The sequence below is a fragment of the Corallococcus sp. AB045 genome (genome assembly GCF_003668895.1).
In the GTDB taxonomy this organism is placed as follows: Bacteria; Myxococcota; Myxococcia; order Myxococcales; family Myxococcaceae; genus Corallococcus; species Corallococcus coralloides.
Map to the genome: position 1 here is coordinate 21,231 of NZ_RAWN01000064.1, position 26,393 is coordinate 47,623.

Below are 26,393 nucleotides of genomic sequence, written 5' to 3' on the forward strand. Positions count from 1 at the left end.
AGAGCGCCGGGTGTTCACGGACTTCCAAGCTGGTTGGTTTAGATGGAGTTCCGGCGGAAACGTGCAGTGCTGCTTCAGTTCCTCCGGGGCAGGCGCAAGGTGAAGGTGGAGCCTTCACCCAGGGTGGAGCGGACGGAGAGCGAGCCGCCGTGCAGCTTCGCGAGGGCCGCGGCGATGAAGAGGCCCAGGCCGTGGCCGCGCCCGCGGTCCTCGTCCGCGCGCTGGAAGCGGTCGAAGACGTGGGGCAGGGCGTTGGCGGGAATGCCCACGCCCCAGTCGCGGACGTGGACGAGGACGAGGCCCGGGTTGAGCGTCACGCCCAGCTCGACGTGGCGCGACGTGCCGCTGTACTTCACCGCGTTGGACAGCAGGTTGTTGAGCACCTGGCGCAGCCGCTCCGTGTCCAGCATCAGCGACTCCACCGGATCCAGGGCGTGCAGGGAGAAGTCCATCTCGGGTTGCAGCTCGCGCCACTCCTGGACGAGTTCCTGGAGGAAGGGCGTCAGCTCCGTGGACGCCAGCTTCAGCTCCAGCTTCCCGTCCGCCAGCCGGGAGGCGTCCAGGATGGACGTCACCAGCCCGTTCATCCGGTCCAACTGGCGCAGGACGGCCTCCGCGGAGCGGCGCTCGTCGTCGATGCCTCGCTTCTGCACCTTGCGCAGGAGCAGCTGCGTGTTGAGCCTCGCGGAGCTGATTGGTGTCTTCAGCTCGTGCGCCACCCAGTTGAGCATCTCCTCGCGGGCCAGGCTCAGCGCGTTGGGGGCCTCGCGCGCGGCGGGGGGCCCTTCCTGGCGGGCGGCCTGATGGTTCTGGAGCGCGCTGCTCACCGCCTGCTCGAAGGTGGACAGGTCCACCGGCTTCGCGAGGAAGGTCTGGGCGGCTTCACGCCCCTGCGGACGCGCGGCGCTCAGGAGCAGGAAGGGCACGTCCGACAGGGTGGGCTCGGAGCGCATGGCGTGCAGCAGCTGCATGCCCGTCCTGCGCGGCATCATGTGGTCGCTGACCACCAGGTCCGGCGTCTCCGTGCGGGCGAGCAGCAGCGCCTCTTCGCCGTTGTGCGCGCGCACCACGCGGTGGCCCAGGTCCTCCACCACCTCGGAGAAGACCTCCAGGAGCGCCTCTTCATCCTCCGCGATGAGGACCAGGCTCATTCACCCACTCCTCCAATGGTGGTGCCCAGCGGCCGGGCCTGTCCGGTGAGCAGGCCCATGGCGGAGCGCAGCGGGGCGAGCACCTTCAGTCCCGTGTTGTTGATCTGGAACTCGCGCAGGTCCGCGGTGTATTCGCTGTCGCGCATCTTGAGCACGGACAGCAGGCGGTGCATCTGGCCGTGTAGCTCCACGTAGCGCAGGAGCAGCAGGTTCTCTCCCAGGCTTGCGACGGGCGCGTCGTTGAAGTCCAGCTCCGTGCCGACGATCTTCGACACCTCGCGGGTGAACAAGCTGGTGACCCCCCGCATGCGCAGCCGCATCGCGAGCGCCGCCAGGAAGGTGCGCCGCCGGGAGGGGTCCAGGATGGACAGCTCCAGCTCCGTGAGCCCGTCCAGCACCAGCCGCTGGACGCCGAGCGCGTCCACCTGCTCCAACAGGTCCCGGACGATCGCGTCCGCCTCCAGCTCCATGGGCGGCAGGTGGCGCAGCGTCAGCCGGCCATCGTCCAGGAGGGGGGCCACGTCCAGCCCCACGCGCAGGGCGCGGGCCCGGAGCATGGCCGGAGCATCGAAGAAGGAGATGTAGAGCGCCTTCTGGCCCTGGCGCGCGCCAGCCGCGGCGAAGTGCATGGCCACCAGCGTCTTGCCAATGCCCATGCTCCCCGCGAGCATCGTGGTGCTGAGCTCCGGAAGCCCCCCCTGCATCAGCGCGTCCATCTCCGGCAGGCCGAAGCCCATGCGCTTGAGCGTGGGCGGTTCGTCCCGGAGCTCCAGGGGAACGGCCTCCAGGCGCGGGATGAACTCCACGCCGCTCTCGCGCATGAGCATGGTGTGCTCACCGGACAGGTGGGGCCGGCCTCGCAGCTTCACTACCTCCACCCGGCGCACCCGGCGGGAGCCATGGGGCTGGACGGACAGCGACAGGATGCCGTCCACCGTGGTGGCCTCCGGCAGCGCCATCAGCCGCTCCAGCGGATACTCCGTGGTGAACAGGCCAATGCAGTTGCTGGCGGCCAGGCCAATGCCCAGCTCGTAGAGGAACTCGCGCAGCCGCGCTTCGTCCTGCCATAGGTCGCGGATGGAGCGCAGCCCGTCGATGAAGAGCATCGCCGCGCCGCGCTCGCGCACCGTCTGCAGCAGCAGCTCCCGGGCCTCCTTCGCGCCCCGCTTGAGCGCCGAGTAGGCGCTGATGAGGAAGAACTTCTCGCCCAGCACCTCCGGCTGGAAGAAGGAGAAGCCGGACAGGGCCTCCATCAGCTTGTCGTGGGGCTCCGAGGTGACGGTGGCCACCACCACGGGAACGCCGCGCGCCGCGGCCGCGAAGGCGATCTGGCTGCACAGCACCGTCTTCCCCGACCCGGGCGTCCCGGTGACGATGAAGGACTGGCGTGGGGGGATGCCGCCTCCGAGAATGGCGTCGAGGCTGGGGATGCCGCTCTGGAAGAGCGGGGGCTTGCTGGGCATGCCGGGTTCCATCGGAGAGGGTCAATGCGCGGAGCTTCCGCCTTCCGGAAACACGCGCCGGGACAAGGTGCGCACGGGAGGGGAACAGGGCATGTCCAAAGTCCCCTCCGCTGTTCCCTCCGCATAGCCGACGCGCCCCGGACGGGGTTGGCTTCGTGAACTCGCGCGTCCCATCTGTCGGCTATACGTCAACACCCCTGGCCGCCAGGTGGGCGGACGGGCGTCAGCGCGACGGCGCGGGCTGCTCGTCCGGGGCGCTGGCACGGGCGGTGAAGCCCCGGAAGAGCAGCAACGACACCACGAGCCCCACCGCGCACACCGCGGAGACGTAGTGCGCGGGCGCGAGCGGGTTCTCCTTCAGGGCCAGCGTCACGGCGAGCGGCGTGAGGCCGCCGAACAGCGCGTACGCCACGTTGTAGGAGAACGACAGGCCGGAGAAGCGCACCGCCGGGGGGAAGGCCTGCACCATCACCGCGGGCACCACGCCGGCCACGCCCACGCAGAACCCCACGCCCGCGTAGAGCGGCACCAGGTGCTCCGGCGCGCTCGCCACGCCCCGGTAGAACACCTGCGCGGCGACGAGCAGCATCCCCGAGCCGATGGCCATGGCCCGCGTGGGTCCCAGCCGGTCCGCGAGCAGCCCGTAGCAGATGCAGCCCACCGTGAGCGTGAGCGTGGCCACGCTGTTGGCCGCCAGCGCCTTCGCGGGCGGGATGCCGTGCAGCTGCTGCATCAGCGTGGGCGTCATCAGGATGACCACCACGATGCCCGCGGTGAGCACCCAGGTGAACAGCATGGACACCACGACGGCGGGCGCGTGGCCCCGGAGCGCGGCCTTGAGCGGCAGCTCGCGCACCAGCGCCTTCTTCTGGCGCATCTCCTCGAAGACGGGCGTCTCCTGGAGCCAGCGGCGCAGGAACACGGCGAAGAAGCCGAACACGCCGCCCACCACGAAGGGCACGCGCCAGCCGTACGCCAGCACCTGCTCCGGCGTGAAGGCGGTGTTGACCGCCGTGGCCACCAGCGAGCCCAACAGGATGCCCAGCGTGAGCCCGGAGGTGAGCGTCCCGCACGCCAGGCCCACGCGGCGCTCCGGCACGTGCTCGGAGACGAACACCCACGCGCCCGGCACCTCGCCGCCCACCGCCGCCCCCTGCAACAGCCGCAGCGTGAGCAGCAAGAGCGGCGCCGCGTACCCGGCCGTGGCGAACGTGGGCAACAGGCCCATGCACAGCGTGGGCACCGACATCAGGAAGACGCTCAACGTGAACATCCGCTTGCGCCCGGTCCGGTCCCCGAAGTGCGCCATCACGATGCCGCCCAACGGCCGCGCCAGGTAGCCCGCCGCGAACAGCCCGAACGTCTGCAACTGCCGCAGCCAGTCCGCCGTCTCCGGAGGGAAGAACAGCTTCCCCATCACCGCCGTGAAGAACACGAAGATGATGAAGTCATAGAACTCCAGCGCGCCCCCCAGCGCCGCCAGCCCCAGGGTGCGGATGTCCCGGGCGGACAGCGGACGGGGAGCGGCCAGCGGGGACGGGGCGTTGGAAGGGGAGGTCGCCATGCGGGAGGACCGGGAGGATATGCCGGACGCCTCGGGTGTCAGCGATCCATCACGTTGTTAAAGTGTATTCACCGTAAAACCTGTTGACACGTTGTGCGAAACTTGTGGGGAGGTCTCGGCATAGGTATCTTCCGGGAATTGCGAGTTCCGTCCCGGGAGTACAATTTGGACAGGGTTGATACCGCGACGCCTTCGCCGGCCGCACCCGGGGTGAACATCCTCTTCGGGAAGTACCGAATGGTGCAGCGGCTCGCCACGGGCGGGATGGCGCACCTGTTCCTGGCGACCATCGACGGTCCGGACGGCTTCTCCAAGGCGTGCGTCATCAAGCGCATCCTGCCGGAGTACGCGAACCTGGAGCCCTTCGCGCGGATGTTCGCGGACGAGGCGAAGGTGGCGGCGCTGCTCACGCACCCGAACATCGTGCAGGTGTTCGACTTCGGGAAGATCGACGGTCAGTACTACCTGGCGATGGAGTGGATCCAGGGCCAGTCGCTGGACCGCATCATGCGGCACGCGGGGGCGGCGAACATTCCGCTGGGGCCCCGGGTGACGGTGGACGTGGGCCTGGCCATGTCGGACGCGCTCTCGTACGCGCACGCGAAGACGCTGTCGGACGGGACGCCGCTAAAGCTGGTGCACCGGGACATCACGCCGGGCAACGTGCTGGTGTCGCGTGACGGCATCGTGAAGCTGGCGGACTTCGGCATCGTGAAGAGCTCCGTGAACCTGGAGCGCACGGTGGCCGGGGTGGTGAAGGGCAAGTACGCGTACATGTCCCCGGAGCAGATCACCAACCGGGAGCTGGATCACCGCTCGGACCTGTATTCGCTGGGCATCGTGCTCTACGAGGCGTCCACGGGGCGCCGGCTGTTCAAGCGCGACACGATGGAGGCCACCATCATGGCCGCGTCGGCGGGGGACGTGCCGCCGCCGTCGCACGTGGCCCCGGGCTTCCCGCCGGACCTGGAGCGCATCCTGCTCAAGTGCCTGGCGAAGGACCCCGCGCAGCGCTACCAGACCGCGCGCGAGCTGCACGACGACCTGGAGCGCTACCGCACGGCGCAGCACTGGACGTCCGGCGGCCGGGAGCTGGCGGCGCTGATGGCCACGCTCTTTCCTCCGGATGCCTCCGGCCGCGTGTCCACGGCGCTGGCGGTGCCGGGGTCCATGCCGGGCTCGTCGCCGGGGGCGTCCGCGGACGCTTCGGGCATGGGCTCCACGCGCATGCCCAGCGGTATCTCCGGCCCGTCGCCCTTCGCGCCGCCGGAGCACGCGGTGGACCTGCGCGAGCCGAGCGCGCTGGTGCCCACGGGCATGCTGCCCCGGAGCACCGGGACGGGCTCCACCACGGGCGTCATCCCGCCGCCGGAGCAGGCGGCCGCGGCCGGGGCGTTCCCCTGGTGGCTGGCCGCGGCGGCGGGTGTCGCGCTGGTGGGCAGCGCGGTGTTCTGGCTGTTCATCGCGTGAAGGGCGGGCGCACCGTGTCGTCGTGGGAAGTGGGACTTTGAACGTGAAGAATCAGAAGACCTGGGTCGCCGTCATCCTGCTGGGCACCGTGGCCGTGAACGCCGGGGCGTACCTGGTGGTCCGCTCGCGCAAGGCCGCGCCGCCCGAGCCCGTGGCCGCGCGGCCTCCGGAACCCACGCCCGCCGTGGCCCTGCCTCGGACCGTGGCGGCCGTGGCCCCGCCCAAGGAGGACTCGAACGCGGGGCTGGTGCGGGCGCTGCGCGCGTCGGGCCTGGCCGCGCTGGAGGACCGCGACTACGAGCGCGCGGTCGAGCAGTTCACGGAGGCGCTCAAGCTGCGCCCGGATGACAGGGACAGCGACCTGACGCGGCTGTTGGGCATCGCCACCGACCTGCGCTCGCGCGAGCAGACGCGGACCGTGCATGCGCCCACGCCGCGTGAGCCGGCGCCTGGCCGCGCGCCGCCGCGCACCCGCGCCGCGAAGCTCGCCGCCGCGCGGGCCGCCCGCGAGCAGCAGGCCACTCCGGCCGCCGCGCAGGAAGAGGCGAGGGGCGGGCTCCTGCTGGTGACGTCCACGCCGCCGGGGCTGGTGGTGATGGTGGATGGCAGGGCGGTGGACCTGACGCCGGCGCGGCTTCCGGTGTCCGCGGGCGCGCACCGCGTGGTGCTCGCGCAGGGCGACCGCCGCCTGTACGAGGAGACGGTGGAGGTGGACGCGGACTCGGTGCGCTCGCTCAACCGCGACCTCTCCGCGGAGTTGACGCCGTCCGCGCCGAAGCCGGCCGTGACGCCGGTGGCGGCCGTCGCCCCGGCCTCGCCCCCGGCGGCGGATGGAACCGTGGCGTCCCCGCGCGACCCGGAGCCCTCGAAGCCGCCGGAGCCCTCCGTGGCGAAGGCCGCGGTGGCGCAGCGGGGCGACCTGGAGGTGACGTCGCCAGGGCTCTACGGCGAGGTGTGGATCAACGGCCGGCCGTATGGCTTTCCGCCCATCTCCGCGCAGGCCCTGCCTTCCGGCCCCGCGAAGGTGGAGGTCCGCGTGAACGGCGAGGTGAAGCGGCGCATGACGGTGGACGTCGAACCGGGCCGCAGCACCCGCGTGCGCGTGAAGTGAAGTGAAGTGAAACAAGGCTTACGCCCGCATTCGATGCAGTACGCGCAGTCCCAGAACCTACCCCCCAACTTCGAGAAGGTTGTTTCGTATGGGTTTCACCAGGCACGGGCGTCGTGTGTGTGTATGGCTTGCGTTGCTGGGCTCGGGCACGGGCTTCGCGCAGACGGCGCCGGAGCCCACCCTGGATCCAGGGGCGCCGGAGATGCCCTCCGCCCAGGAGCAGCGCGAGGCCCAGCTGGAGGAGGAGCCGGAGGTGCACAGCCAGGTGGCGTCGTTCGCCATCACGAAGCTGCATGACTCGCCGGCAGTGGTGACGGCCATCACCGCGGACGAGATTCGCGCCTCCGGTGCGCGGGACCTGATGGACGTGCTGTTGCAGGTGCCCGGCTTCTTCTTCGGCGTGGACGTGCAGGGCACGGTGGGACCGGGCTTCCGGGGCCTGTGGGGCCAGGAAGGCAAGGTGCTGCTCATCATCGACGGCAAGGAGATGAACGAGCAGCTCTACTCCACGATGCAGCTGGGGCACGAGTTCCCGGTGGAGCTGATCGAACGCATCGAGGTCGTGCGTGGCCCCGGCTCCGTCATCTACGGCGGCAACGCGGAGCTGGCCGTCATCAACGTCATCACCCGGGGCATCCAGGGCAGCACGGACGCGCTGGCGGTGGGCACGTACGGGCAGCTTTCGCACGGCCTGGGCCGCCGCAGCCTCACGCTGTCCGGCCGCAAGGTCTTCGAGAGCGTGCCGGGACTGAGCGCGTTCGCCTCCGCGTCGCTGGGGCAGGGGCAGCGCAGCGACGCCGTGTTCGACGACTTCTATGGCGGCTCCGCGAGCATGAACGGCGCGTCGCAGCTGGACCCCACGGTGGTGCAGGCGGGCGTGGGCTACCGGGACCTCCAGCTGAGCATCCTGTACCAGCGCCAGGACACCACGTCGGTGGTCTCCGTGGACGAGGTGCTGCCCGCGCCCGCGAACACCGACTTCGAGTCGTTCCATGCCGAGCTGAGCGACCGCTTCCGGCCCACGGACCGGATTGAAATCATCCCCCGGCTGAACCTCACGCTGGGCGAGTCCTACCGGGACTCCGACGAGTCGTCGGACTTCTTCTACGACAAGCGCTACCGGCGCCTGCGGGGCCGGGCCCTGGCGCGCTGGGCGGCGTTCGACTTCCTCCAGCTCACGGGCGGCGTGGACCTGGCGTTCGACCAGGGGCAGCTCCGGGGCCCCGCGGGCATCGGCCTGCAGGAGCCCTTCAACGGCGACGAGGACGTCGTCTCCTACCGCAACGTCGCGGCCTTCATGGAGGTGTACTCGGACAACCCCATCGCCACGGTGGTGGCGGGCGCGCGCTTCGAGGACCACAGCGCCTTTGGCAGCTCGTTCGTGCCGCGCCTGGTGCTGCTCAAGTCCTTTGGGCCGGTGAGCGGCAAGGCGCTCTACAGCCGCGCCTTCCGCGCGCCGGGCATCGAGAACATCTCCCTGGGCGACGACGTCCGGCCGGAGCGCACCACGGTGTACGAGTTGGAGGCCACCGTGCGCATGGGCGAGGGCCAGAGCTTGAGCGCCAACGCCTTCGACGTGGGCGTGACGGACCCCATCATCTACTCGTACGACGCGGACACGGGGACGGAGGCGTACCGCAACCTGGGCCGCCTGGGCAGCCGGGGCATCGAGCTGGACTACCGGCTGCGCGGCTCTTGGGGCCGCGTGCAGGCGGGCTATTCGTTCTACCGGCCGGGCGGGCGCAACGACGTGGAGGACTACCTGGTGCCCGGCCAGCCCAAGGCCTTCACCGGCCTGCCCACGCACAAGGTGACGCTGGCGGGCACGGCGAAGGTGCTGCCGTGGCTGTCCGTCAGCCCCACCGCCGTGCTGGTGGGCCAGCGCTTCGCCGTGGGGGCGCCGGACGAGGAGGGCGTGTCGGAGGTCCAGACGCTGTCGCCCCGGCTGCTGCTCAACCTCTTCGTGCGCGCGGAGAACGTGGGGACGAAGGGCCTGGAGATTGGCGCGGGTGTCTACAACCTGCTGGGCAGCGACTTCCGGGTGGCCCAGCCGTACAACGGCGGACACGCGCCCCTGCCGGTGTTCAGCCGCGAGTTCATGGTGAAGCTCACCTACCTTTTCGAGCCGTCGTACGACGACGAGTAGCCTGGCCGTCAGCCGAGGTGCATCCGACGTTGCGCAAGGGCGTGGCGGGGCGTAGGGAAGCCGCCTGCCATGTCCGAGAACACCCAGCTCCTCGAAGCCGTCCGGAAAGAAGCCAAGCCGGGACTCTGGTCCAAGGGCGTCAGCCTCGCGCGGGACGGCGCGGTGGCGCTCCAGTCGCGCACGGGCTCGGAGGTCGAGCTGCGCGTGAAGGTGGCGGGCCGGGCCGTGGCCTTCACCGTCGTCCTCTACCCGGGCGACGAGGCGTGGGAGTGCGACTGCCCCAGCCCGGTGGACCCGTGCGAGCACGTGGTCGCGGCGGCCATCTCCCTGGACAAGGCGGAGAAGCAGGACGCGCCGCTGGAGGCGGTGTCGGAGCGCTGGTCGCGCGTGGTGTACCGCTTCACGCGTGTGGAGGGCGGGCTGCAGCTGCACCGCGTCCTCGCGCACGCGGACGGCACGGAGGAGCCGCTGGAGGACCTCACCGGGCGCCTGGCGAAGCCCCAGGCCGGCGTCACGTTGCAGGTGGAGCAGGTGGACCTGGTGATGGAGCGCCTCTTGGAGCGGCGCACCCGGGGACCGCTGCTCGCGGAGAAGCTGGACGCGCTGCTGAGGGCCCTGGAGCCCGCGCGCAACGTGCTCCTGGATGGCCGGCCGGTGGCGGTGTCCGGTGAGGTGCTGCCCCCGCGCGCGAAGGTGGAGGACAAGGGCCAGCAGTGGGTCATCACCATCACGAGGGATTCGCGCATCACGGAGGTGGTGAGCCCCGGCGTCGCGCTGACGGCGGAGTCCCTGGTGCGCCTGGGCGAGACGGCGATGACGGGCGCGTGGCTCCAGCACCTGCCGCTCGTGCGCACGTATTCGCCGGAGCAGCTGGGGGAGTTGTCCGCGAAGATATTGCCGGAGCTGGCGCGGCGCATGCCGGTGGACATGCGGAGCCGCCGCCTGCCGCCGCTGGACCGCGACCTGAAGCCGCGCATCCTCCTGGAGCTGAACCAGCTCACCCAGGGCCTGTCGGTGCTGCCCACGCTGGTGTACGGCGCGCCGCCGACGGTGCGCATCGACAACGGGCGCATGGTGTACCTGCGCGGCGCGGTGCCGCTGCGTGACGAGGCCGCGGAGCAGAAGCTGCTCCACCAGCTGCGCGACGAGTTGAACCTGGTGCCCGGCCGCCGGCTGACGGTGCAGGGGCCGGAGATGATGCGCTTCGCGGACAAGCTGCGGAAGTTCCGGGGTGACCTGGGCGGCGACGCGGCGGGCATCGTCAGCCCGGACATGCGCCTCAAGCCGTCCCTGCGCGTGGAGGGCGGCGCATCCGGCGCGGGTGTGCCGGAGGTGCGCTTCGCGCTGGAGTTCGAGGTGGAGGGCGGCAAGGGCGGCGCGCGCACGGTGGACGCGGCGGCGGTGGTGCGGGCGTGGACGGAGGGGTTGGGGTTGGTGCCGCTGGACGGTGGCGGCTGGGCGCCGCTGCCGCGCGCGTGGCTGGACAAGAACGGGCAGCGCGTGGCGGACCTGCTGGCCGCTCGCCAGGAGGACGGCCGCGTCGCGAACCACGCGCTGCCGGAGCTGACGCAGCTGTGCGAGTCGTTGGACCAGCCGCCGCCTCCGGGGTTGGACAAGCTGGCCCCGCTGGTGGAGGGCTTCGAGAAGCTGCCGCCGCCGGTGCTGCCCGCGGAGCTCAACGCCACGCTGCGCGCGTATCAGCAGCAGGGCGTGAGCTGGCTGTCGTTCCTCAAGGGCGCGGGGCTGGGCGGCATCCTCGCGGACGACATGGGTCTGGGAAAGACGCTCCAGACCATCTGCATCCTGGGGCCGAAGTCGCTGGTGGTGTGCCCCACGAGCGTGCTGCCCAACTGGGTGGCGGAGTTGCAGCGCTTCCGGCCGTCGTTGAAGGTCTGCGTGTACCACGGTCCCGGCCGCAAGCTGGACCCGGCGGCGGACATCACGCTCACCACGTACGCGCTCTTGCGCCTGGACGCGGCGGTGCTGGGCGCGCCCACGTGGGAGGCGGTGGTGCTGGACGAGGCGCAGGCCATCAAGAACCCGGAGAGCCAGGTGTCGCGCGCGGCGTTCGGGCTCAAGGCGAACCTGCGGCTCGCGCTCAGCGGCACGCCGCTGGAGAACCGCCTGGACGAGCTGTGGAGCCTGATGCACTTCACCAACCCGGGCCTGTTGGGTGGCCGCCGCCAGTTCGAGGAGAAGACGGCGCAGCCCATCGCGGACGGCAGGCCGGGCGCGGCGGAAGGCCTGCGCCGCCGCATCCGCCCGTTCATCCTGCGCCGCCTCAAGCGGGACGTGGCGCCGGAGTTGCCGCCGCGCACCGACTCCGTGATGCACGTGCAGTTGGATGAGCGCGAGCGCTCCGTCTACGACGCGGTGATGGCCGCGACGCGAGCGGAGGTGGTGGCGCTGCTCAACGAGGGTGGCAGCGTGCTCAAGGCGCTGGAGGCGTTGCTGCGGTTGCGGCAGGCGGCCTGCCACTCGGCGCTGGTGCCGGGGCAGCACGCGAAGACGTCCTCCAAGGTGCAGACGCTGGTGGACGCGCTGGAGACGGCGGTGTCGGAGGGCCACAAGGCGCTGGTCTTCTCCCAGTGGACGTCGCTGTTGGATCTCATCGAGCCGGGCCTCAAGGGTGCGGGCATCGGCTTCGAGCGGCTGGACGGAGCGACGGCGAACCGGGGCGAGGTGACGTCGCGCTTCCAGGGGCAGGACGGAGCGCCGGTGCTGCTCATGTCGCTGAAGGCCGGCGGCACGGGCCTGAACCTCACGGCGGCGGACCACGTGTTCCTGATGGACCCGTGGTGGAACCCGGCGGTGGAAGCACAGGCCGCGGACCGGGCCCACCGCATCGGACAGGAGCGGCCGGTGATGGTCTACCGGCTCGTGTCCCAGGGCACGGTGGAGGAGAAGATTCTCGGCCTCCAGGAGAAGAAGCGAGCCCTGTTCGAAGCCGCGCTCAGCGAAGCCTCGGGCGCTGCTGCCATCACCCGAGAGGACCTGCTCCAGCTCTTTGCATGAGCCCTGCCTGGGCCAGCAGTTCGCGCACCCGCCGAGCCAGCGCGATGTGCTCGGGGTTGGCCACGGTGAAGCGTTCGGGGGTCAGGATGATCAGCGTGCCCTTGTCTTCCACCGGCTCGATGCGCACGGGGGCGGGCAGTGGCGGCACCGTGCCCCGGTGACGGGCGAGGTACGTCACCCAGCCGAGCCACGGGTCGTCCTTGCCCTGCCTGCCGTCCATCCCTCGATACGTCTCGGACATGGCCACCGCCCAATCGGGTTCCCAGGCCAGCGCCATGCTGCGAGCCACTTTCGTCAGCATCGAGGCCGTGATGAGGCGCTCCGCACTCTCTCCTTTCGATGGGAGATACAGGACGCAGACGTTGTTGTTTTGCTCATAGGCTCCGCAGTTCATGCTGACGGACACCATTTCCCCAGGCGGGCCATCGTTGTATGCGCTGACCCTCAGCCCCAATTGCTCGAAGGCGGGTCCGCCCGGCTCACGGTTGACACCACGACGGAACGCTTCGGTCAGGGTGGGCAGGTCGGGAGGCATGAGGGGCGTCTTGCGTCCCTTGCCGCGCGGCTTGGGGATCTTGTTCCAGTGCGCCAGCAGGGGATCGCATGCGGCCAGCAGGTTGAAAAAGGCCGCCGCATGCTGGGCACATGCCTCGGGCGACTCTCGTCGCGGACCCCAGTAGGCACCTGCGTAGTAGGTCTCTGGATAGGTCCTGGAATCAGCGAGGGTCGTCATGACGTGTGTCTCTCAAGGGTTCAACGGGTGCACCAGCGTTGGGATGACGGTGATTCCCGTGACGTTATTGCCCTCTAGCAACTTCCGAATGGAGTCTGCCGCATGCTTCTCAGCGACGTGCCATTCAATCCGAATTCCCATTCCACGGACGGCTCTGACCTGTCGCATCCCTTGGGTCACGAGTTCGTCGGCCTTGCCCGAAGAAATGAACCAATTCTTGGGGGAGAGATCCTCATTGAAGAACGCCGCGTAGCCAGGCCCCTTGGCGTCCAGTAGCACGTCATCTCTGAACCCATCGAACTTGACGCCTCCGGCCTTCGTACTCGTGCCGCCGACCCAATACGCCTCATCCGCCGTGTGTCCGGTGATCTGCTCCTGGTAGCGTCGGGCACGCGGAGACATCGCCTCGTTGGTGGGCGCCCACTGCCCGGGCCCCTTGGATGGAGCCGCGCCACTGCCAGTCGTGTTCGCGCGCTGGAGGAGGATGGCCGCCCCGGGCCCGCCGCTCAGTGCCGCCGCCGCGCGCCCTGCTGGTACCGCGACGCGTTCCAGTGCCAGCGCCCCCTCCGCCGACAGCGAGAGCACCGGCATCGAGACTTCCGCGCCGACCGCCATTCCCTTCAGCGTCCGCGTCGTGGCCGAGGCCGCTCCCCCGGTGAGGAGCAGCCCCGTCGTCAGCCGCGATACTTCACGGATCTGCTCACCACGGGTCATGGACTGGAAGCGCTCCCAGTACGCGGGCGATGAAGCGATGAGCGCCGCCACGCCGGCTGGCAGGTGGCTCAGGCCCGCGATGCTGTCCACGGGACGCGAGAGCAACTGTCCCAGCGCGTGGTACAGCTCCGCGAAGGCATCCTCGGCGCCATCCAGGGTTCGGCTGATGACGTCCGCGTCGTCGTACACGTCCGCCAGAGGCCGCCAGTCCGAAGCCTGGAGCTGCGCGTCCACGGTCCGGAAGACGCCGCCCTTGCCGCTGTAGAAGCGGCCCAGTTCGAAGCCATGCGCGAGGAAGGCACCGTCCTTCCATTCGACCGTTGCCACCTTCTGCTGGGTGCGCCCGGTGAGTGCCCACGCGAGATAGCCGTCGGGTCGCAGCACAGCGATCCGTTCCCGGGAGAATCGCGCCACCCGCCGCGAAAGCTCCTGCCGTGTGACTTCGCCGCCCTCCATCACCTCGCGGAGGATGAAGCTCGCGGCCATGCGAGGCGGGAAGGTGCTCGACGTGACGGGCTTGCCCAGAAGCACTCCCATCAGTCGCGCCGCTTGCTTGGGCGTCAGCACGCCTTCCAGCGGACGTTCGTCTCGTGCCTCCATTCCTGCGTTCGTCAGCAACTGCTCCCAGGCATCCGGTTGCACGTCGTCGGAGCGGGCGGCGTCCGCCATGGCCACCGCACGAACGGGGCTTGCCCCCGTCGCCAGTTCGCGCTCGGCCTTGCGGCGGTACAACGGCTGCGTTGTCTTGAGAGGCGTAACGCTCGACGCCGGAGCGGATGCTCTCGGCGCCTCAGTGTTCGACGCACGCACGCCGGGGGAGTCCGTGGCCGTGCGGGAGGTGTAGCTCAGCGAGCTTCGATGCCCGGAAGGCACCGAGGCGCAGCCGGTGAAGAGAAGGGCCAGGCACGTCAGCAGGACGCCAGCCCGCATTGTTCGCACCCAGGCCCACCAGGGGTTCCCCATCGCGCGCGCCTCTTGACTGCACTCCGGTGTGGCGTGCAGAGCCCGGTCATAACCGCCGGGTCCGACAACTCGGCCAAGCCGGCGGGGCCATGTCAGGAGTCGAGAGGTCCTTCGGCGCTACTTCGCGGCGAACGTCACCGCCACCTTCGCGGCGTCCGGGTCGCTGAAGCGCAGGAGGTCCTCTCCCTCCTGCACCAGTGCGTCGCGGACGGGCTTCTTCAGCGGGTCGAAGGCGTTGCACACCAACGTCGCGGTGCCCTTCGTGCGCTCGGTGGTCCAGACGCCAGCGGTGCGCCCGTCCACGAGGAACACGTTCAGCACGCGCAGGTTCTTCGTGGACAGCTTCTCGCGGTGCTCCTCCGGCACGACGCGGGTGCGGTCCGCGTGGGAGAGGATGAGGTTGTCGAAGTCCGGCAGGAAGCGCACCGGCGCGGGCGTGTCTTCCGGCGGGCGCGGGGCCTTGGGCAAATCAAAGAGGACGCGCTTCTTCTCGTCGCGGAACTCCACCAGCTTGCCGCGCACCTTCTCGAAAGCGTCCTTCAACGGCTTGATGCCGGACCAGGACTGCATGTCCGCCACGGTGGCGGGACCGAAGGCGGCCAGGTAACGCAGCACCAGCGGTGACGCGTCATCGTCCGTGGAGAGCTTCTCTCCCAGCCACGACTCCGCCAGCGTGAAACCGGAGTTTCCGGGCCAGCCCCACTCCAGCCCCTCCTCGGGCACCTGGACGAGCGGCAATCCCATCCGCGTAGCGAAGCCCATCGCCCGCTCATCGCCGTCCACATGGTGCTTCATCAGGTGCTCGCGCACCTCCTCGAAGGTGCGGGGCTGCTCCTGGAGGAAGGGCTTCGCGGTGGCCAGCAGCGCGGGCAGATCCAACGCCGCGGCGCGCTCCTTCAGCACGGAGCGCATGGCCGCGTTGAGCAGGGGCTGGAAGAGGCCGCGGTAGCGCAGGTAGTCCTTCGCGGTCATCAGGTGCAGCGTGCCGCGCATCATCGTGCCGCGCGCCAGCTCCCGCTTCAGCGCCAGCTTCGTGAGCGTGTCGCGCTGGAAGCCCTGGAGGCGCGACCAGAGGGCCAGGTACGGCGGACGCGCGAGCTGGGCTTGCAGCCCCACCAGGTGCTCGATGGCGCGCGGCACGGTCATCTTCTCGCGCGTGAGCAGCAACTGACGCGCGAGCGTGGCGCGGTTGAGGGCCTGACGGGACAGCACTTCGGTGGACATGCGCCCGAGCATAACCAGCGGCTTCAGCGGGTGAGGGCCGGAATCACCTTCTCGCCGAACGCCTCGATGAAGCCGTCCTGCTCGCGGTTGACGTTGTGCAGGTACAGCCGGTCGAAGCCCAGGCGCAGGTCCTCGCCCAGCCAGTCCACGTGCTGCTGAAGGCTGCTGGAGACGCGCAGCGGGCCGTCCAGGTCGTGCGGCTGCACCACGTTCGCGGCCTCCTGGAGCTGCGCGGGGGAGCGCAGGTCGGTCAGCACGCTGTTGGCGAAGATGTTGGACGCCCACTGGTTGTACGCGCCTTCACGCGCGAGCTCGTCGTCCTTCGCGTAGGACAGCTGCACCTTGAGGAACATCGGCTTGCCCTCGCCGCCGCCCTCGCGGAAGGCGTCCACCACCTTGCGCAGCTCCTCCGGGGGCCTCGCGGTGGTGATGAGCCCGTCCGCCCAGCTGCCCACCCAGCTCGCCGTCTTCGGCGTCACGGCCGCGCCCACCAGCAGGGGCATGTCCTTGGGGCGCGTGTAGAGCTTCGCCTCCTCCACCGTGACGAGCCCCCGGTGCGTCACCGTCTCGCCCCGGAAGAGGGCGCGCATGATGTCCACGCACTCCTTCAGGCGCGCGTTGCGCAGGTCCTTCGCGGGCCAGCCCGTGCCGGTGATGGCCTCGTTGAGGTACTGGCCGCTGCCGAGCGCCATCCATGCCCGGCCGGGATACATCTCGTTCAGGGTGCCCAGCGCCTGCGCGACGATGGCCGGGTGGTAGCGCTGGCCCGGCGCCGTGACGGAGCCGAAGGACAGCCCGGTGGTCGCGAGCGCCGCGCCCATGAACGCCCAGGCGAAGCCGCTCTGCCCCTGCGCTTCCGTCCACGGGTGGAAGTGGTCGGAGTTGAGCGCGGCCTGGAAGCCCGCGCCTTCCGCCCTCTGACTGAGGCGCAAGAGCTCGCTGGGCGGGAACTGTTCGTGCGACGCGTGGAATCCGATGAGGGGCATGGATGCGTCCACCCTGGAGCCGGAGCTGCCCTCCCGCGAGGCCCGTGTTCACGCGAGTGTTGGCTGAACGAAGCCTGTCTGCCCCCGGGTGTGGGGTTCCTCACGGCGCGCAGGAGTCTCCGGATGCCGCCCGGGAACGGAGGGCTAAAGGGAACGGCATGATTGAAGACCTCTGGTACAAGAACGCGGTCGTCTACTGCCTCGACGTCGAGACGTTCATGGACGGCAACGGCGACGGCGTGGGGGACTTCACGGGCCTGCGCCGCAAGCTGGACTACCTGGCGGGCCTGGGCATCACCTGCCTGTGGCTCTTGCCCTTCCAGCCCACGCCCAACCGCGACAACGGCTACGACATCAGCGACTACTACGGCGTGGATCCGCGCCTGGGGGACCTGGGCGACTTCGTGGCCTTCACCCACGAGGCGAAGCTGCACGGCATCCGCGTCATCATCGACCTGGTGGTGAACCACACGTCGGATCAGCACCCGTGGTTCCAGGCCGCGCGCAAGGACCCGGACAGCCGCTTCCGCGACTACTACGTGTGGGCGAAGAAGAAGCCCAAGGACGCCAACAAGGGCATGGTCTTCCCGGGCGTGCAGCCCTCCACGTGGACGTACGACAAGGAGGCGCGCCTCTGGTACTTCCACCGCTTCTTCGACTTCCAGCCCGACCTCAACGTGGCGAACCCGGAGGTGCGCGAGCAGATCCTCAAGGTGATGGGGTACTGGCTGGAGCTGGGCGTGTCCGGCTTCCGCGTGGACGCGGTGCCCTTCCTCGTCGAGCTGAAGGGCGTGAAGAACCCGGACGTGAAGAACCCCTACAAGCTGCTGGAGGAGATGCGCGAATTCCTCTCATGGCGCAAAGGGGACGCCATCCTGCTCGCGGAAGCCAACGTCACCATGCACGAGGTGGTGGAGTTCTTCGGCGACAACGACCGCATGCAGATGGTGTTCAACTTCCTGGCGAACCAGAACTTCTACCTGGCGCTCACGCGCGGGGACGTGACGCCGCTGGTGCAGGCGCTGAAGTCAGCCCCCAAGCTGCCGCACACGGCGCAGTGGGCGAACTTCCTGCGCAACCACGACGAGCTGGACCTGGGGCGCCTGTCGGACGAGGACCGGCTGGAGGTCTTCGAGGCGCTGGGACCGGACAAGGGCATGCAGCTGTATGACCGGGGCCTGCGCCGCCGGTTCGCGTCGATGCTGGACGGGGACCGCCGCCGCATCGAGGTGGCCTACAGTTTGATGTTCTCACTGCCGGGGACTCCAGTGCTCTGGTACGGCGACGAGCTGGGCATGGGGGAGAACCTGTCACTCGTGGAGCGGCAGTCGGTGCGCACGCCCATGCAGTGGAGCCCGGAGCCGCACGGCGGCTTCACGCTGGCGGAGGCGCCGGTGAAGCCCCTGGTGTCGGAGGGGCCGTTCGGCTTCCGGCAGGTGAACGTGGCGCAGCAGCGCCGCGACCCGGCCTCGCAGCTCAACTGGACCGAGCGCATCATCCGCGCGCGCAAGGAGTGCCCGGAGCTGGGGTGGGGCGCGTGGAAGGTGCTGCGCACGGGCAACAAGGGCGTGCTGGCCATCCGGTACGAATGGAAGGGCAACGCGCTGGTGGTGCTGCACAACCTGTCCGCCCGGCCCTGCACGGTGAAGCTGGATCCGGGCGGCGAGGCGCCGTGCACGCTGTTCAACGTGCTGAGCGAGGACCACTCCGAGCCCGTGGACGGCCAGCGCCACGGGCTCACGCTGGAGGGCTACGGCTACCGGTGGTTCCGCGTGGGGTTGGAGAACCCCGCGCGCAAGCACCGGACGGAGCCGTTGCCCTAGAACAGGTTGGCGATGTCCTTCACCGGCTGCGGGGCGGCCTCGGTGCTGCCCAGCGCGCCCATGACGCCTCCGAAGATCATCCCGGCCGGGTTGGCGCGGCCCTTCGTGATGGAGCCGATGACGCCCTCCGCGGCGCCCTTCAGGGTGTTGACGTAGCCCTTCGCGGCGCCCTCGAGGACGCCCTTGAAGCCGCCCTCCGAGTTGCCCACGCCCGTCAGGACGTTGCTGACTCCCGGCAGGAACCAGAGGGCCTTGCCCGCCTCGCCCGCGGCCCACTGGAAGTTGTCCTTGTTGCTGCCGTCCGCCTTCACGTGGGTGTCCTTGGTGGTCGGCAGCTGGTGCTCGCCCAGGAAGGAGTAGCCCTTCTCGGCGAAGTCCTTGACCATGCCGGCCTCCGTGCCGTGGCGCGCGTCGCCGTCCTTGGTGATGCCCTCGATGTTGCCGTCGCCCTTGCCGTTCTGGACCTTCTTCGACCGGTCGTCGCCCGTGGAGGCCTTGGCGCTGTCGATGAACTCCAGCACCTTGGCCAGACGGTAGACACCGTCGGCGTTCTGCTTCGGGTCCTTCAGGTCCAGCTTGGGGTCGACGCCCGTCTGCTTGCACAGCTGCTCGAACTTGATGTCCTTCTGGCGGCCCAGGTTCTTCAGCGCGGGCGTGTCGTCGACGATCTGCGCGGCGGACCGCTTGTCCCCGGCCGGGCGCTTGTCATTGGCGCTCGGGACGCCGGAGTTGGAGGCCTGCGGAGCCGGAGCCGGCTCCTTGGTCTGAGCCGGAGCCGGGGCCAGGTCCTGGAGCTGCGGGGGGAGCCCCCGGGGGGCGAAGGTGACCGGTGCCGGCGCCAGGTCCTGGAGCTGCGGGGGGAGCCCGCGGGGGGCGAAGTTGACCGAGGCCGGCGCCAGGTCCTGGAGCTGCGGGGGGAGCCCGCGGGGGGCGAAGGCGGCCGGGGCGCCGAGCATGTCCGCCGCCCCCTCCAGCCCGGGCATCGCGAGCGGCTGCCGCCGGTTGATGATCACGGGCTCGAACGAGTCCACCTGGCTGAAGCCCCGCGCGGGCATGCTCCGGGAGGCGTCCGCCACGGGCCCCGCGGAGAGCTGTGCCTTCGGGTTGACGAGCGCGGACTCCGCGGCGTTGGGGCGCATCAGGGAGGAGGAGCGGGCCGTGGCCTTGAGGTCGATCATGGTTTTCACCTGGGGTCTGAGCAGCGACGTTGCCCTCACCCATTGCAGCGCGCATGCCGCCCCGGGGCCGCTCGTAACTCGTGGATTTTCCAGGGATGAGGATGCGGTGGCGGGCGCTCCGGCGGTGACTCCAGTCACCAGGAGGATGGCGCCAGTCACCACGGCAGGGGCTTCAAGGTTGGCTGTGCGGTGGGGACATTTCCCGCGTTAAGAGGGGGCCTTGTTCATGAGCCACGCACCTTCCGAGTCATCGTCTCCTCCGGGCGTCGCGCTGCGCTACGCGTTCGCGTTCGCTGTGCTGTTCGCCTGCTACGAAGCGCCGGAGGGGATTGGCGGCCGGGTGCTGGGCAGCTTCGCGGTGACGGCGGCGCTGATGCTGCTCTTCCACGCGGTGGCCTGGGGCGTAGGGCGGTGGCTGGGCTACCGCAATGGCTTTCATGCGTATGCATTGGAGTGGCGTGGCTCCGCGCTCGCGCGGGCGCTGGCGGTGATGCTGGTGCTCAAGCCGCTGTCCGTGCTGGTGGGTGTGGCGGTGGGCGTGATGCGCGTGCAGCCCCTGGAGAAGCCGCTGATGGGCACGACGCTGCTGGTGGCCGCGCTGGGCGTGGCGGTGTCCACGTTCGTTCCCTCCGTGGCGGAGGACATCGTGGCGCGCGGCTTCTGGTACCGCGCGTGGCCGGTGGCGGGGCAGGGCGCGGGCTACGTGGCCCTGTCCGCGGGCGTGTTCGTGCTCACGCACGTGTACCGGTTGGGGAATGGTCCGCTGGAGTGGCTGATGTTGTTCTGCACGGGGCTCGCGTACGCGGCGGCGGTGGCCCGCACGGGCTCACTGTGGGGCGCCGTGGGGCTGCATTGGGGCTGGAACCTGGCGAACGCCTTGCTGGACCTGCAGCTGGACATCAACGCGGTGGGGCAGGGTGGCCGCGTGCTGTCCGCCGTGACGGGCCTGGTCGCGCTGGGACTGGTGGGGCTGCTGCCGAAGCGACGTGGCTCCACGGTGTAGGTGGCGGGTTCGGGAGCTTCGGGTTACAGACTTGGGGGAGGAGGCTCGCGATGCCCGCTCCCCTGACGCGGCGCCCGGAGACGAAGTCGTTCAGCATCGAGGACCTGCTCGACCGCGTGCGGCGCGGCGAGGTGCGCATCCCCGACTTCCAGCGCCCCCTGCGGTGGACCGCGGAGGACGTGCGCGACCTGCTGGACAGCGTGTACCGGGGCTATCCCATCGGGACCCTGTTGTTCTGGCGCCGGGAAGCCCCCGCCGCCAATGTCAGCTTCGGCCCCGTGCGCATCGACGCGCCCTCCACCAGCCAGGGCCTGTGGGCCGTGGATGGACAGCAGCGCGTGACTGCGCTCGCGGGCGTGCTGCTGCATCCGTCCTATGGCGACGAGGCCGGACGCGATGACTTCCACCTGTACTTCGACCTGGAGACGGAGGAGCTGCACGCGCCTCCGGAGGCCGGGGCACCGCCACCGCACTGGCTGCCGATGAACGAGGTGCTGGACAGCGAGTCGCTGCTCCACTGGCTCAACCGCTACCCGGGCCGTGAGGCGCACCCGGAGCACCTGCGCGCCGCCATCCGTCTGGGCAAGGCCATCCGCGAGTACCAGGTGCCCGCGTACGTCGTGGACACGGCGGACGAGAAGGTCCTCCGCATCATCTTCAAGCGCCTCAACACCGCGGGCCGCCCGCTCACGGATGAAGAGGTGTTCAACGCGCTGTACGTGGGCTCGCGCTCGCTCAGCCTGGAGTCCGTGACCGAGGGGCTGCGGGAGCTGGGCTTCGGGAGCATCCCGGAGTCGCTGCTGCTGCGCGCCGTGCTGGCCGTGCGTGGCCTGGACTTCACGCGGGGCTACCAGGAACAGCTCAACCAGGACGACGAGCTCACGGAGACCGTCCGCCGCACGGACCGGGCGCTCCGGGACGCCATCGTGTTCCTCAAGCGCGATGCGTTCATCCCGCACCTCAAGCTCCTGCCCGCGCCGGAGAACTCGCTGGTGCTTTTGACGCGGTTCTTCCAGCTGCACCCGGAGCCGACACCGCGTTCGCGCGAGCTGTTGTCGCGCTGGCTCTGGCGCCACATCGTCTTCGGCGGCTGGGAGCTGAAGCCCCCGGAGGCCCTCCAGGTCTTCGCGGCCATCCGCTCCGACGAGGAGCGCTCCCTCCAGACGCTGCTGGCGCAGGTGCCGCCGCCGCTCATCCGCTGGTGGATGGAGACGGGCATGCCCGTCATTCCCCACTCCATCGCGCGGCCCCCGCTGGTCCTGCGCATCGCGATGCTGTCCCTCCAGCCGCGCCACCTGCTGACGGGCGCGGTGCTGGAGCCCGGGGAGCTGCTGGAGCAGCCGGGCGACGGCTTCCAGCCCCTCCTTCCCGCGGGCGACCCCCGGTGGAGCACGCAGCGGGTCTTTGACCGGAGGACGGTCCGGCGCCTGATGGAAGGGACCTTCAACTTCCTCTTCCATCCCCCGGTGCCGGGACACGCCCTCTCCCAGATGCTCGAAGCGCAGCCGCCTCCGGGCGAGGACATCCTCCACAGCCACGGCCTCAGCCCGCAGGCCCTGGAGTCCTTGCGGCGCAATGACGGCGCGTTCCTCCACCTGCGCCAGATGGTCCTGGAGCCCGTCCTGCGCCAGTTCATGGAGGCCCGCACGCGCTGGGACGACTCGGACCGGCCTTCGCTCCAGTCGATGATCATCGACGACGATGAGGACTGACATGGACCCCACGCTCCCCGTGTCCACCACGGGCATCCTCGACGTCCTCATTGGAGACGTGCACGTCGGCACGCTCACGCTGCTCGCGGACGAGCGCATCGAGTTCAGCCTCTCCGAGGACTACCGCCAGCGCTACCCGCGCCCCGTCCTGGGCCAGTTCTTCGAGGACGACCTGTCGCGCCGCCACACCAGCCGCATGCGGCTGCCGCCGTTCTTCTCCAACCTCCTGCCCGAAGGCCCGCTGCGCGACCTCATCTCCGAACGCCAGCACATCGCCCGGCAGCGCGAGTTCTTCTTCATCGCCCACCTGGGCGCGGACCTCTCCGGCGCCGTCATCGTCCGCCCCGCGGGTGAGCTCGCCGGCCACGACGCGCCGCTCGTGGACGTCCCCGCGGAGCCCGTGTCGGACGGCGAACCGCTGCGCTTCTCGCTCGCGGGCGTGCAGCTCAAGTTCTCCATGCTCCGGCGCGACCGGGGCATGACGCTGCCCATGGGCGGCCTGGGCGGAGACTGGATCGTCAAGCTCCCGGACAACCGCTACGACCGCGTGCCGGAGAACGAGCTGTCCGTGATGACGTGGGCGCGGGCGACCGGCATCGACGTGCCGGAGCTCCAACTGCTCCCGGTCTCCGAGCTGCACGGCCTTCCGGAAGGCATCACCCTGCGCGAGGACCTGGCGTACGCCATCCGCCGCTTCGACCGGCCGTCCCCCGGCCGCCGCGTGCACATGGAGGACCTGGCGCAGGTGCTGGGGCTGTACTCCGACGAGAAGTACAAGAAGTACAACTACGAGACCATCGCCAACGTGCTGCTCAAGGTCGCGGGCCTGGAAGCGCTCCAGGAGTTCCTGCGGCGGCTGGTGTTCATCATCGCGTGCGGCAACGGCGACGCGCACCACAAGAACTGGTCGCTCTACTATCCGGACGGCACGCGCCCCACGCTGTCGCCCGCGTACGACTTCGTCTCCACCATCCAGTACATGCCGCAGGATCAGCTCGCGCTGAACCTGGCGAAGTCCAAGCGCTTCGAGGACGTGTCACTCCAGAGCTTCGAGCGCCTGGCGCGCAAGCTGGGCCTGGCGGACGAGGACGTCCTCCCGGTGGTGAAGGGCGCCGTCGAAGTCGCGCTCGACACGTGGACCACGCTGCGCGCGGACCTGCCCATGCCGGAGCTCTTCAAGCAGCGCATCGAGGAGCACTGGAAGCGCGTCCCGCTGCTCCAGGGCAACGTGAAGCGCAGCGCGGGCGAGCTGCGCCAGACGGTCAACGCCTTCTTCACCCTCTACAACGAGCTGCCCCGCCTGGGCCCCGGCAGCGACGCCTGCACCCGGGAAGCCCTGCGGCGCCTGTCCCCGCTGCCGCCCTCGCCGCGCGTGCTGGACCTGGGCGCGGGCACCGGACGGCAGTCGCTGGTGCTCGCGCGGGAGCTGGGCACGCGCGTCACCGCCGTGGACCTGCACCGGCCCTACCTCGACAGGCTGGAGCGCGAGGCCCGCGAGCAGGGACTGGCGGACGCCATCGTCACGCGTCAGGAGGACATGAGCGCGCTGTCGCTGCCGCCTGCTTCCGTCGACCTGCTCTGGTCCGAGGGCGCCATCTACCTGGTGGGCTTCGAGCAGGGGCTGCGCCAGTGGCGGCCGTTGCTCGCGCCCGGTGGGCAGGTGGCCGTCACCGAGTGCACCTGGCTCACGGACGTCCGGCCCCCGGAGGCGGTGCGCTTCTGGTCCGCCGGGTACCCGTCCATGGGCAACATCGCCCAGAACCGAGCCAGCGCGGAGGCGGCGGGCTTCACGGTGCTGGACACCTTCACGCTGCCCGCGTCCGCGTGGTGGGACGACTACTACACGCCGCTCCTGCAGCGCATCGAACGGCTGCGCCCCACCGCGGACGCGGCGCTGCGCGAGGTCATCGCGGCGGCGGAACAGGAGGTGAACCTGTACCGCCGCCACGGGGACAGCTACGGCTACGTCTTCTACCTGCTGCGTTCGCGCGATTAGCGGCGGCTGTTCAGGTAGTCCGCGTGCCACGCGGCGGGCAGCACGGCCAGCACGTCCGAGGAGACGGGCGAGTGCTTCTCACGCGCCAGGTCCGTCTGCATGCGCGCGTCACCGACCAGGAAGCCGTTGGCGATGAGCGTGTGCTCCTTCGCGCCCACGTCCAGCAGCTCCGTGTCCGTGCCCAGGGTCAGGTTGTAGACCTGGCCCTTGAAGGGCACGCGCTCCACGGAGGCCAGCGTCGCCTCGCCGTCCTTCGTCAGCAGCACGTCGCCCACCGCGAGCTCGCCCGCCGTCACGACGCCGCGGGTGCGGCTGACCATGGGGTGGGTGTTGGTGACGAGCACGTCCTGGCCCTTGCCCGCCTTCAGGCGGACCATGGGCTGGGACTCGGTGCCCTTCGTCACGGTGGTGACGGTGAGGGCGCGGCCGTCCGTGTTCGACAGCACGCGGTCACCGACCTTCACGGACTCCACGGGGACGGACTTGCCGTCCGCGCGCAGCACGCGCGTGCCCGCCGCGAGGCAGCTGTTCTTGAAGTCCAGCACCGCCAGCCGGCGGAAGCCCACGCGCGTCACCGGGCTGAAGCCGCCACCGGAGCGGGGGCACGTCGCCACCACGGTGGTGAAGGCCTGCATCGCCACGTCCTGCTCGTGGGCCAGGCAGTCCGTGCCCAGGTCCATCAGCCCGTTGAAGGGAATGCTGGACGCGTCCACGCCCGTGCCCAGCGGCAGGCTGCCCGTGAGCACGACCTGTCCCGGCGTGGTCGCCGCGACGTTGTTCACCTTGCAGCGGCCACCCGCGCTCAGGAGGACGATGTTCACCTCGCTCTTCACCGACTGCACGGAGCAGTTGGCCGGCAGGCCCGTCACGTAGGTGCCCTGCGCCGGCAGGTACAGCTTGGCCGCGTTGAACGCGCCCGGCGTGGGCCAGTAGGCCGTCGTGTCCGGCAGCCACTTCTTCGCGACCACGGACTGCTGGGCGTTCACCGCCGCCACGCCCGTGTAGCCGCCCGCGAAGGCGGTGATGTTGCCGGCCGCGTCCTTCTTCGCCAGCGTGTAGTCGCAGTCCAGCGCGCCCGTCGCGGAGCCGCGCTCCAGGCAGGTGCGGATGGCGTTGCCCGCCAGGCCCGTGCCGATGAGCTCACGCGGGTGGTCGAAGTTCAGACCCGGCGGCAGCAGCAGCACCGTGGTGTCCGCGGTGGAGTAGAAGGTCTCCATCCGGCCGCTGGCCTCGTCGTAGGCCATGGCCACCGAGTCGTAATACAGGACCCGGTCCGGACCCGCGTCCAGCACCACGTTCAGCGGATCCGTCTCCAGCGTCTTGGCCAGGTAGTCCTCCGTGGCCGTCGTGGCCAGCAGCTGGAACTCCTGGCGGTCCGGCGTCGTGGAGTACGCGTTGAAGTCCACGTAGGAGTAGTCCGCCCCGCCAGCGCAGGTGAGGTAGCCCGAGCCCTCGAACGTCGTCTCACCGTTGCCGTGAGCAATCTCCTCCAGCGGCAGCAGGTGGCCGCACCACTCGGCGGTCGTGGTCTGTGCCTTCACGTCGCCGGAGGCCCTCTGGGCCAGCACGCGCTCACGCTGCCGCGACAGGCTGGAGAACAGGCGCGGGGAGTTGGCCGGGGTGTTGCCCGCCGCCTCCAGGCGCTTCATCAGGAAGGCGTACTGATCCGCGTCGCCCAGGTCGAGCGGCATCTGGGTGCCATTGGCGTGCTGCTGCTTCCACTGCGCGTACAGCTTCGACATCTTCAGCGAGTCGTGGGCCCGGTCCTGGCGCACGGCGGCCGCCGGAGCTTCGCGCGTGGGCTCGGCCGTGCAGCCGGCCATGAGGGGAGTCGAGAACACCATCGCCGACAGGGCGAGGCGCTTCCAGCTGGGGGTGACGTGGAGCATCGGGGAACTCCTCGAACCGGACGCCGTCTCACCATGAGTATTGGCTCGGTTCACATTGAGTATGCATCCGACAGTTCCTGATGTCCCATGAAATCAGATTGACGTCTGTGACATCTGGGTGCCTGTGATTAAGAGGGTGGGGACGACAGGGATTGAAACATCCCGGGTCGCGGCTGAGCGGGGATGTAGCGCGGGAGGGGACGAACGGAGAGGATGGGCCGCGCATGCCGGCCCCCGCCCCCCGAGCCGTCC

General features: G+C 70.0%; 17 protein-coding genes. 8 read left to right on the plus strand and 9 right to left on the minus strand.

All coding sequences use genetic code 11. From position 1 onward, the window contains the following. Window positions 1–74 precede the first annotated feature (74 nt). The 3 genes from D7Y21_RS17440 to D7Y21_RS17450 all read right to left on the minus strand — a co-directional run bounded on the left by D7Y21_RS17440 (window position 75) and on the right by D7Y21_RS17450 (window position 4,178). Window positions 75–1,151, minus strand: coding sequence for a HAMP domain-containing sensor histidine kinase (locus D7Y21_RS17440; protein ID WP_120563591.1), 1,077 nt, complete (start codon window positions 1,149–1,151; stop codon window positions 75–77). After that, a complete protein-coding gene (locus tag D7Y21_RS17445; RefSeq protein WP_121714522.1) occupies window positions 1,148–2,614 on the minus strand; it encodes an ATPase domain-containing protein in 1,467 nt (488 codons plus the stop codon). The genes D7Y21_RS17440 and D7Y21_RS17445 overlap by 4 nt, the downstream gene beginning before the upstream one ends. A gap of 223 nt (window positions 2,615–2,837) precedes the next feature. Further along, window positions 2,838–4,178 carry an MFS transporter gene (locus tag D7Y21_RS17450; protein WP_121714504.1) on the minus strand — a complete coding sequence of 447 codons (1,341 nt, stop codon included), beginning with the start codon at window positions 4,176–4,178 and terminating at the stop codon, window positions 2,838–2,840. 237 nt (window positions 4,179–4,415) lie between these two features. On the opposite strand from D7Y21_RS17450, the gene D7Y21_RS17455 reads away from it, so the two are divergent. The 4 genes from D7Y21_RS17455 (at window position 4,416) to D7Y21_RS17470 (ending at window position 11,920) form a co-directional block, all read left to right on the plus strand. After that, window positions 4,416–5,648 carry a serine/threonine-protein kinase gene (locus D7Y21_RS17455; protein ID WP_233612142.1) on the plus strand — a complete coding sequence of 411 codons (1,233 nt, stop codon included), beginning with the start codon at window positions 4,416–4,418 and terminating at the stop codon, window positions 5,646–5,648. A 43-nt stretch (window positions 5,649–5,691) separates the two neighbouring features. Next, window positions 5,692–6,759: a PEGA domain-containing protein gene (locus D7Y21_RS17460; protein WP_121714524.1), complete on the plus strand. Its 1,068-nt coding sequence runs from the start codon at window positions 5,692–5,694 to the stop codon at window positions 6,757–6,759. An 88-nt stretch (window positions 6,760–6,847) separates the two neighbouring features. Then, entirely contained in the window at window positions 6,848–8,905 is a 2,058-nt protein-coding gene (locus tag D7Y21_RS17465; protein WP_120563588.1) for a TonB-dependent siderophore receptor, read from the plus strand. 69 nt (window positions 8,906–8,974) lie between these two features. Further along, on the plus strand, window positions 8,975–11,920 hold the full coding sequence (locus tag D7Y21_RS17470) for a DEAD/DEAH box helicase (protein ID WP_121714508.1): 2,946 nt from the start codon (window positions 8,975–8,977) through the stop codon (window positions 11,918–11,920). Here the strand turns inward: D7Y21_RS17470 and D7Y21_RS42780 are convergent. From D7Y21_RS42780 to D7Y21_RS17490, 4 genes are all read right to left on the minus strand, one after another. Continuing rightward, entirely contained in the window at window positions 11,886–12,653 is a 768-nt protein-coding gene (locus D7Y21_RS42780; protein WP_233612144.1) for an immunity 52 family protein, read from the minus strand. The two genes, D7Y21_RS17470 and D7Y21_RS42780, sit on opposite strands and share 35 nt — an antisense overlap. A gap of 12 nt (window positions 12,654–12,665) precedes the next feature. Then, window positions 12,666–14,099, minus strand: coding sequence for a Tox-REase-5 domain-containing protein (locus D7Y21_RS17480; protein ID WP_255427332.1), 1,434 nt, complete (start codon window positions 14,097–14,099; stop codon window positions 12,666–12,668). Between the two features lie 348 nt (window positions 14,100–14,447). Beyond that, the gene (locus tag D7Y21_RS17485; RefSeq protein WP_233612146.1) at window positions 14,448–15,554 is read right to left on the minus strand and encodes a winged helix DNA-binding domain-containing protein; all 1,107 of its coding nucleotides are present in this window, start codon (window positions 15,552–15,554) and stop codon (window positions 14,448–14,450) included. Window positions 15,555–15,577: 23 nt separating this feature from the next. Further along, window positions 15,578–16,540: a TIGR03885 family FMN-dependent LLM class oxidoreductase gene (locus D7Y21_RS17490; protein WP_121714514.1), complete on the minus strand. Its 963-nt coding sequence runs from the start codon at window positions 16,538–16,540 to the stop codon at window positions 15,578–15,580. Between the two features lie 158 nt (window positions 16,541–16,698). Here D7Y21_RS17490 and D7Y21_RS17495 point away from each other — a divergent pair, with 158 nt between their 5' ends. Continuing rightward, entirely contained in the window at window positions 16,699–18,363 is a 1,665-nt protein-coding gene (locus tag D7Y21_RS17495; protein WP_121714516.1) for an alpha-amylase family protein, read from the plus strand. On the opposite strand, the gene D7Y21_RS17500 is transcribed toward D7Y21_RS17495, so the two are convergent. Continuing rightward, the gene (locus D7Y21_RS17500) at window positions 18,360–19,541 is read right to left on the minus strand and encodes a hypothetical protein (RefSeq protein WP_120563581.1); all 1,182 of its coding nucleotides are present in this window, start codon (window positions 19,539–19,541) and stop codon (window positions 18,360–18,362) included. The two genes, D7Y21_RS17495 and D7Y21_RS17500, sit on opposite strands and share 4 nt — an antisense overlap. A gap of 226 nt (window positions 19,542–19,767) precedes the next feature. Between D7Y21_RS17500 and D7Y21_RS17505 the strand changes: the two genes are divergently transcribed. The 3 genes from D7Y21_RS17505 to D7Y21_RS42785 are packed head-to-tail and all read left to right on the plus strand — an operon-like array spanning window position 19,768 to window position 24,252. After that, window positions 19,768–20,544, plus strand: coding sequence for a CPBP family intramembrane glutamic endopeptidase (locus D7Y21_RS17505; RefSeq protein ID WP_120563757.1), 777 nt, complete (start codon window positions 19,768–19,770; stop codon window positions 20,542–20,544). Window positions 20,545–20,594: 50 nt separating this feature from the next. Further along, on the plus strand, window positions 20,595–22,256 hold the full coding sequence (locus tag D7Y21_RS17510; protein ID WP_120563580.1) for a DUF262 domain-containing protein: 1,662 nt from the start codon (window positions 20,595–20,597) through the stop codon (window positions 22,254–22,256). A gap of 1 nt (window position 22,257) precedes the next feature. After that, complete coding sequence (locus D7Y21_RS42785) at window positions 22,258–24,252, plus strand: HipA domain-containing protein (RefSeq protein WP_233612155.1); 1,995 nt, start codon at window positions 22,258–22,260, stop codon at window positions 24,250–24,252. On the opposite strand, the gene D7Y21_RS17520 is transcribed toward D7Y21_RS42785, so the two are convergent. Beyond that, window positions 24,249–26,141: a Hint domain-containing protein gene (locus tag D7Y21_RS17520; protein WP_121714518.1), complete on the minus strand. Its 1,893-nt coding sequence runs from the start codon at window positions 26,139–26,141 to the stop codon at window positions 24,249–24,251. The genes D7Y21_RS42785 and D7Y21_RS17520 overlap by 4 nt on opposite strands. Between the last annotated feature and the right edge of the window lie 252 nt (window positions 26,142–26,393).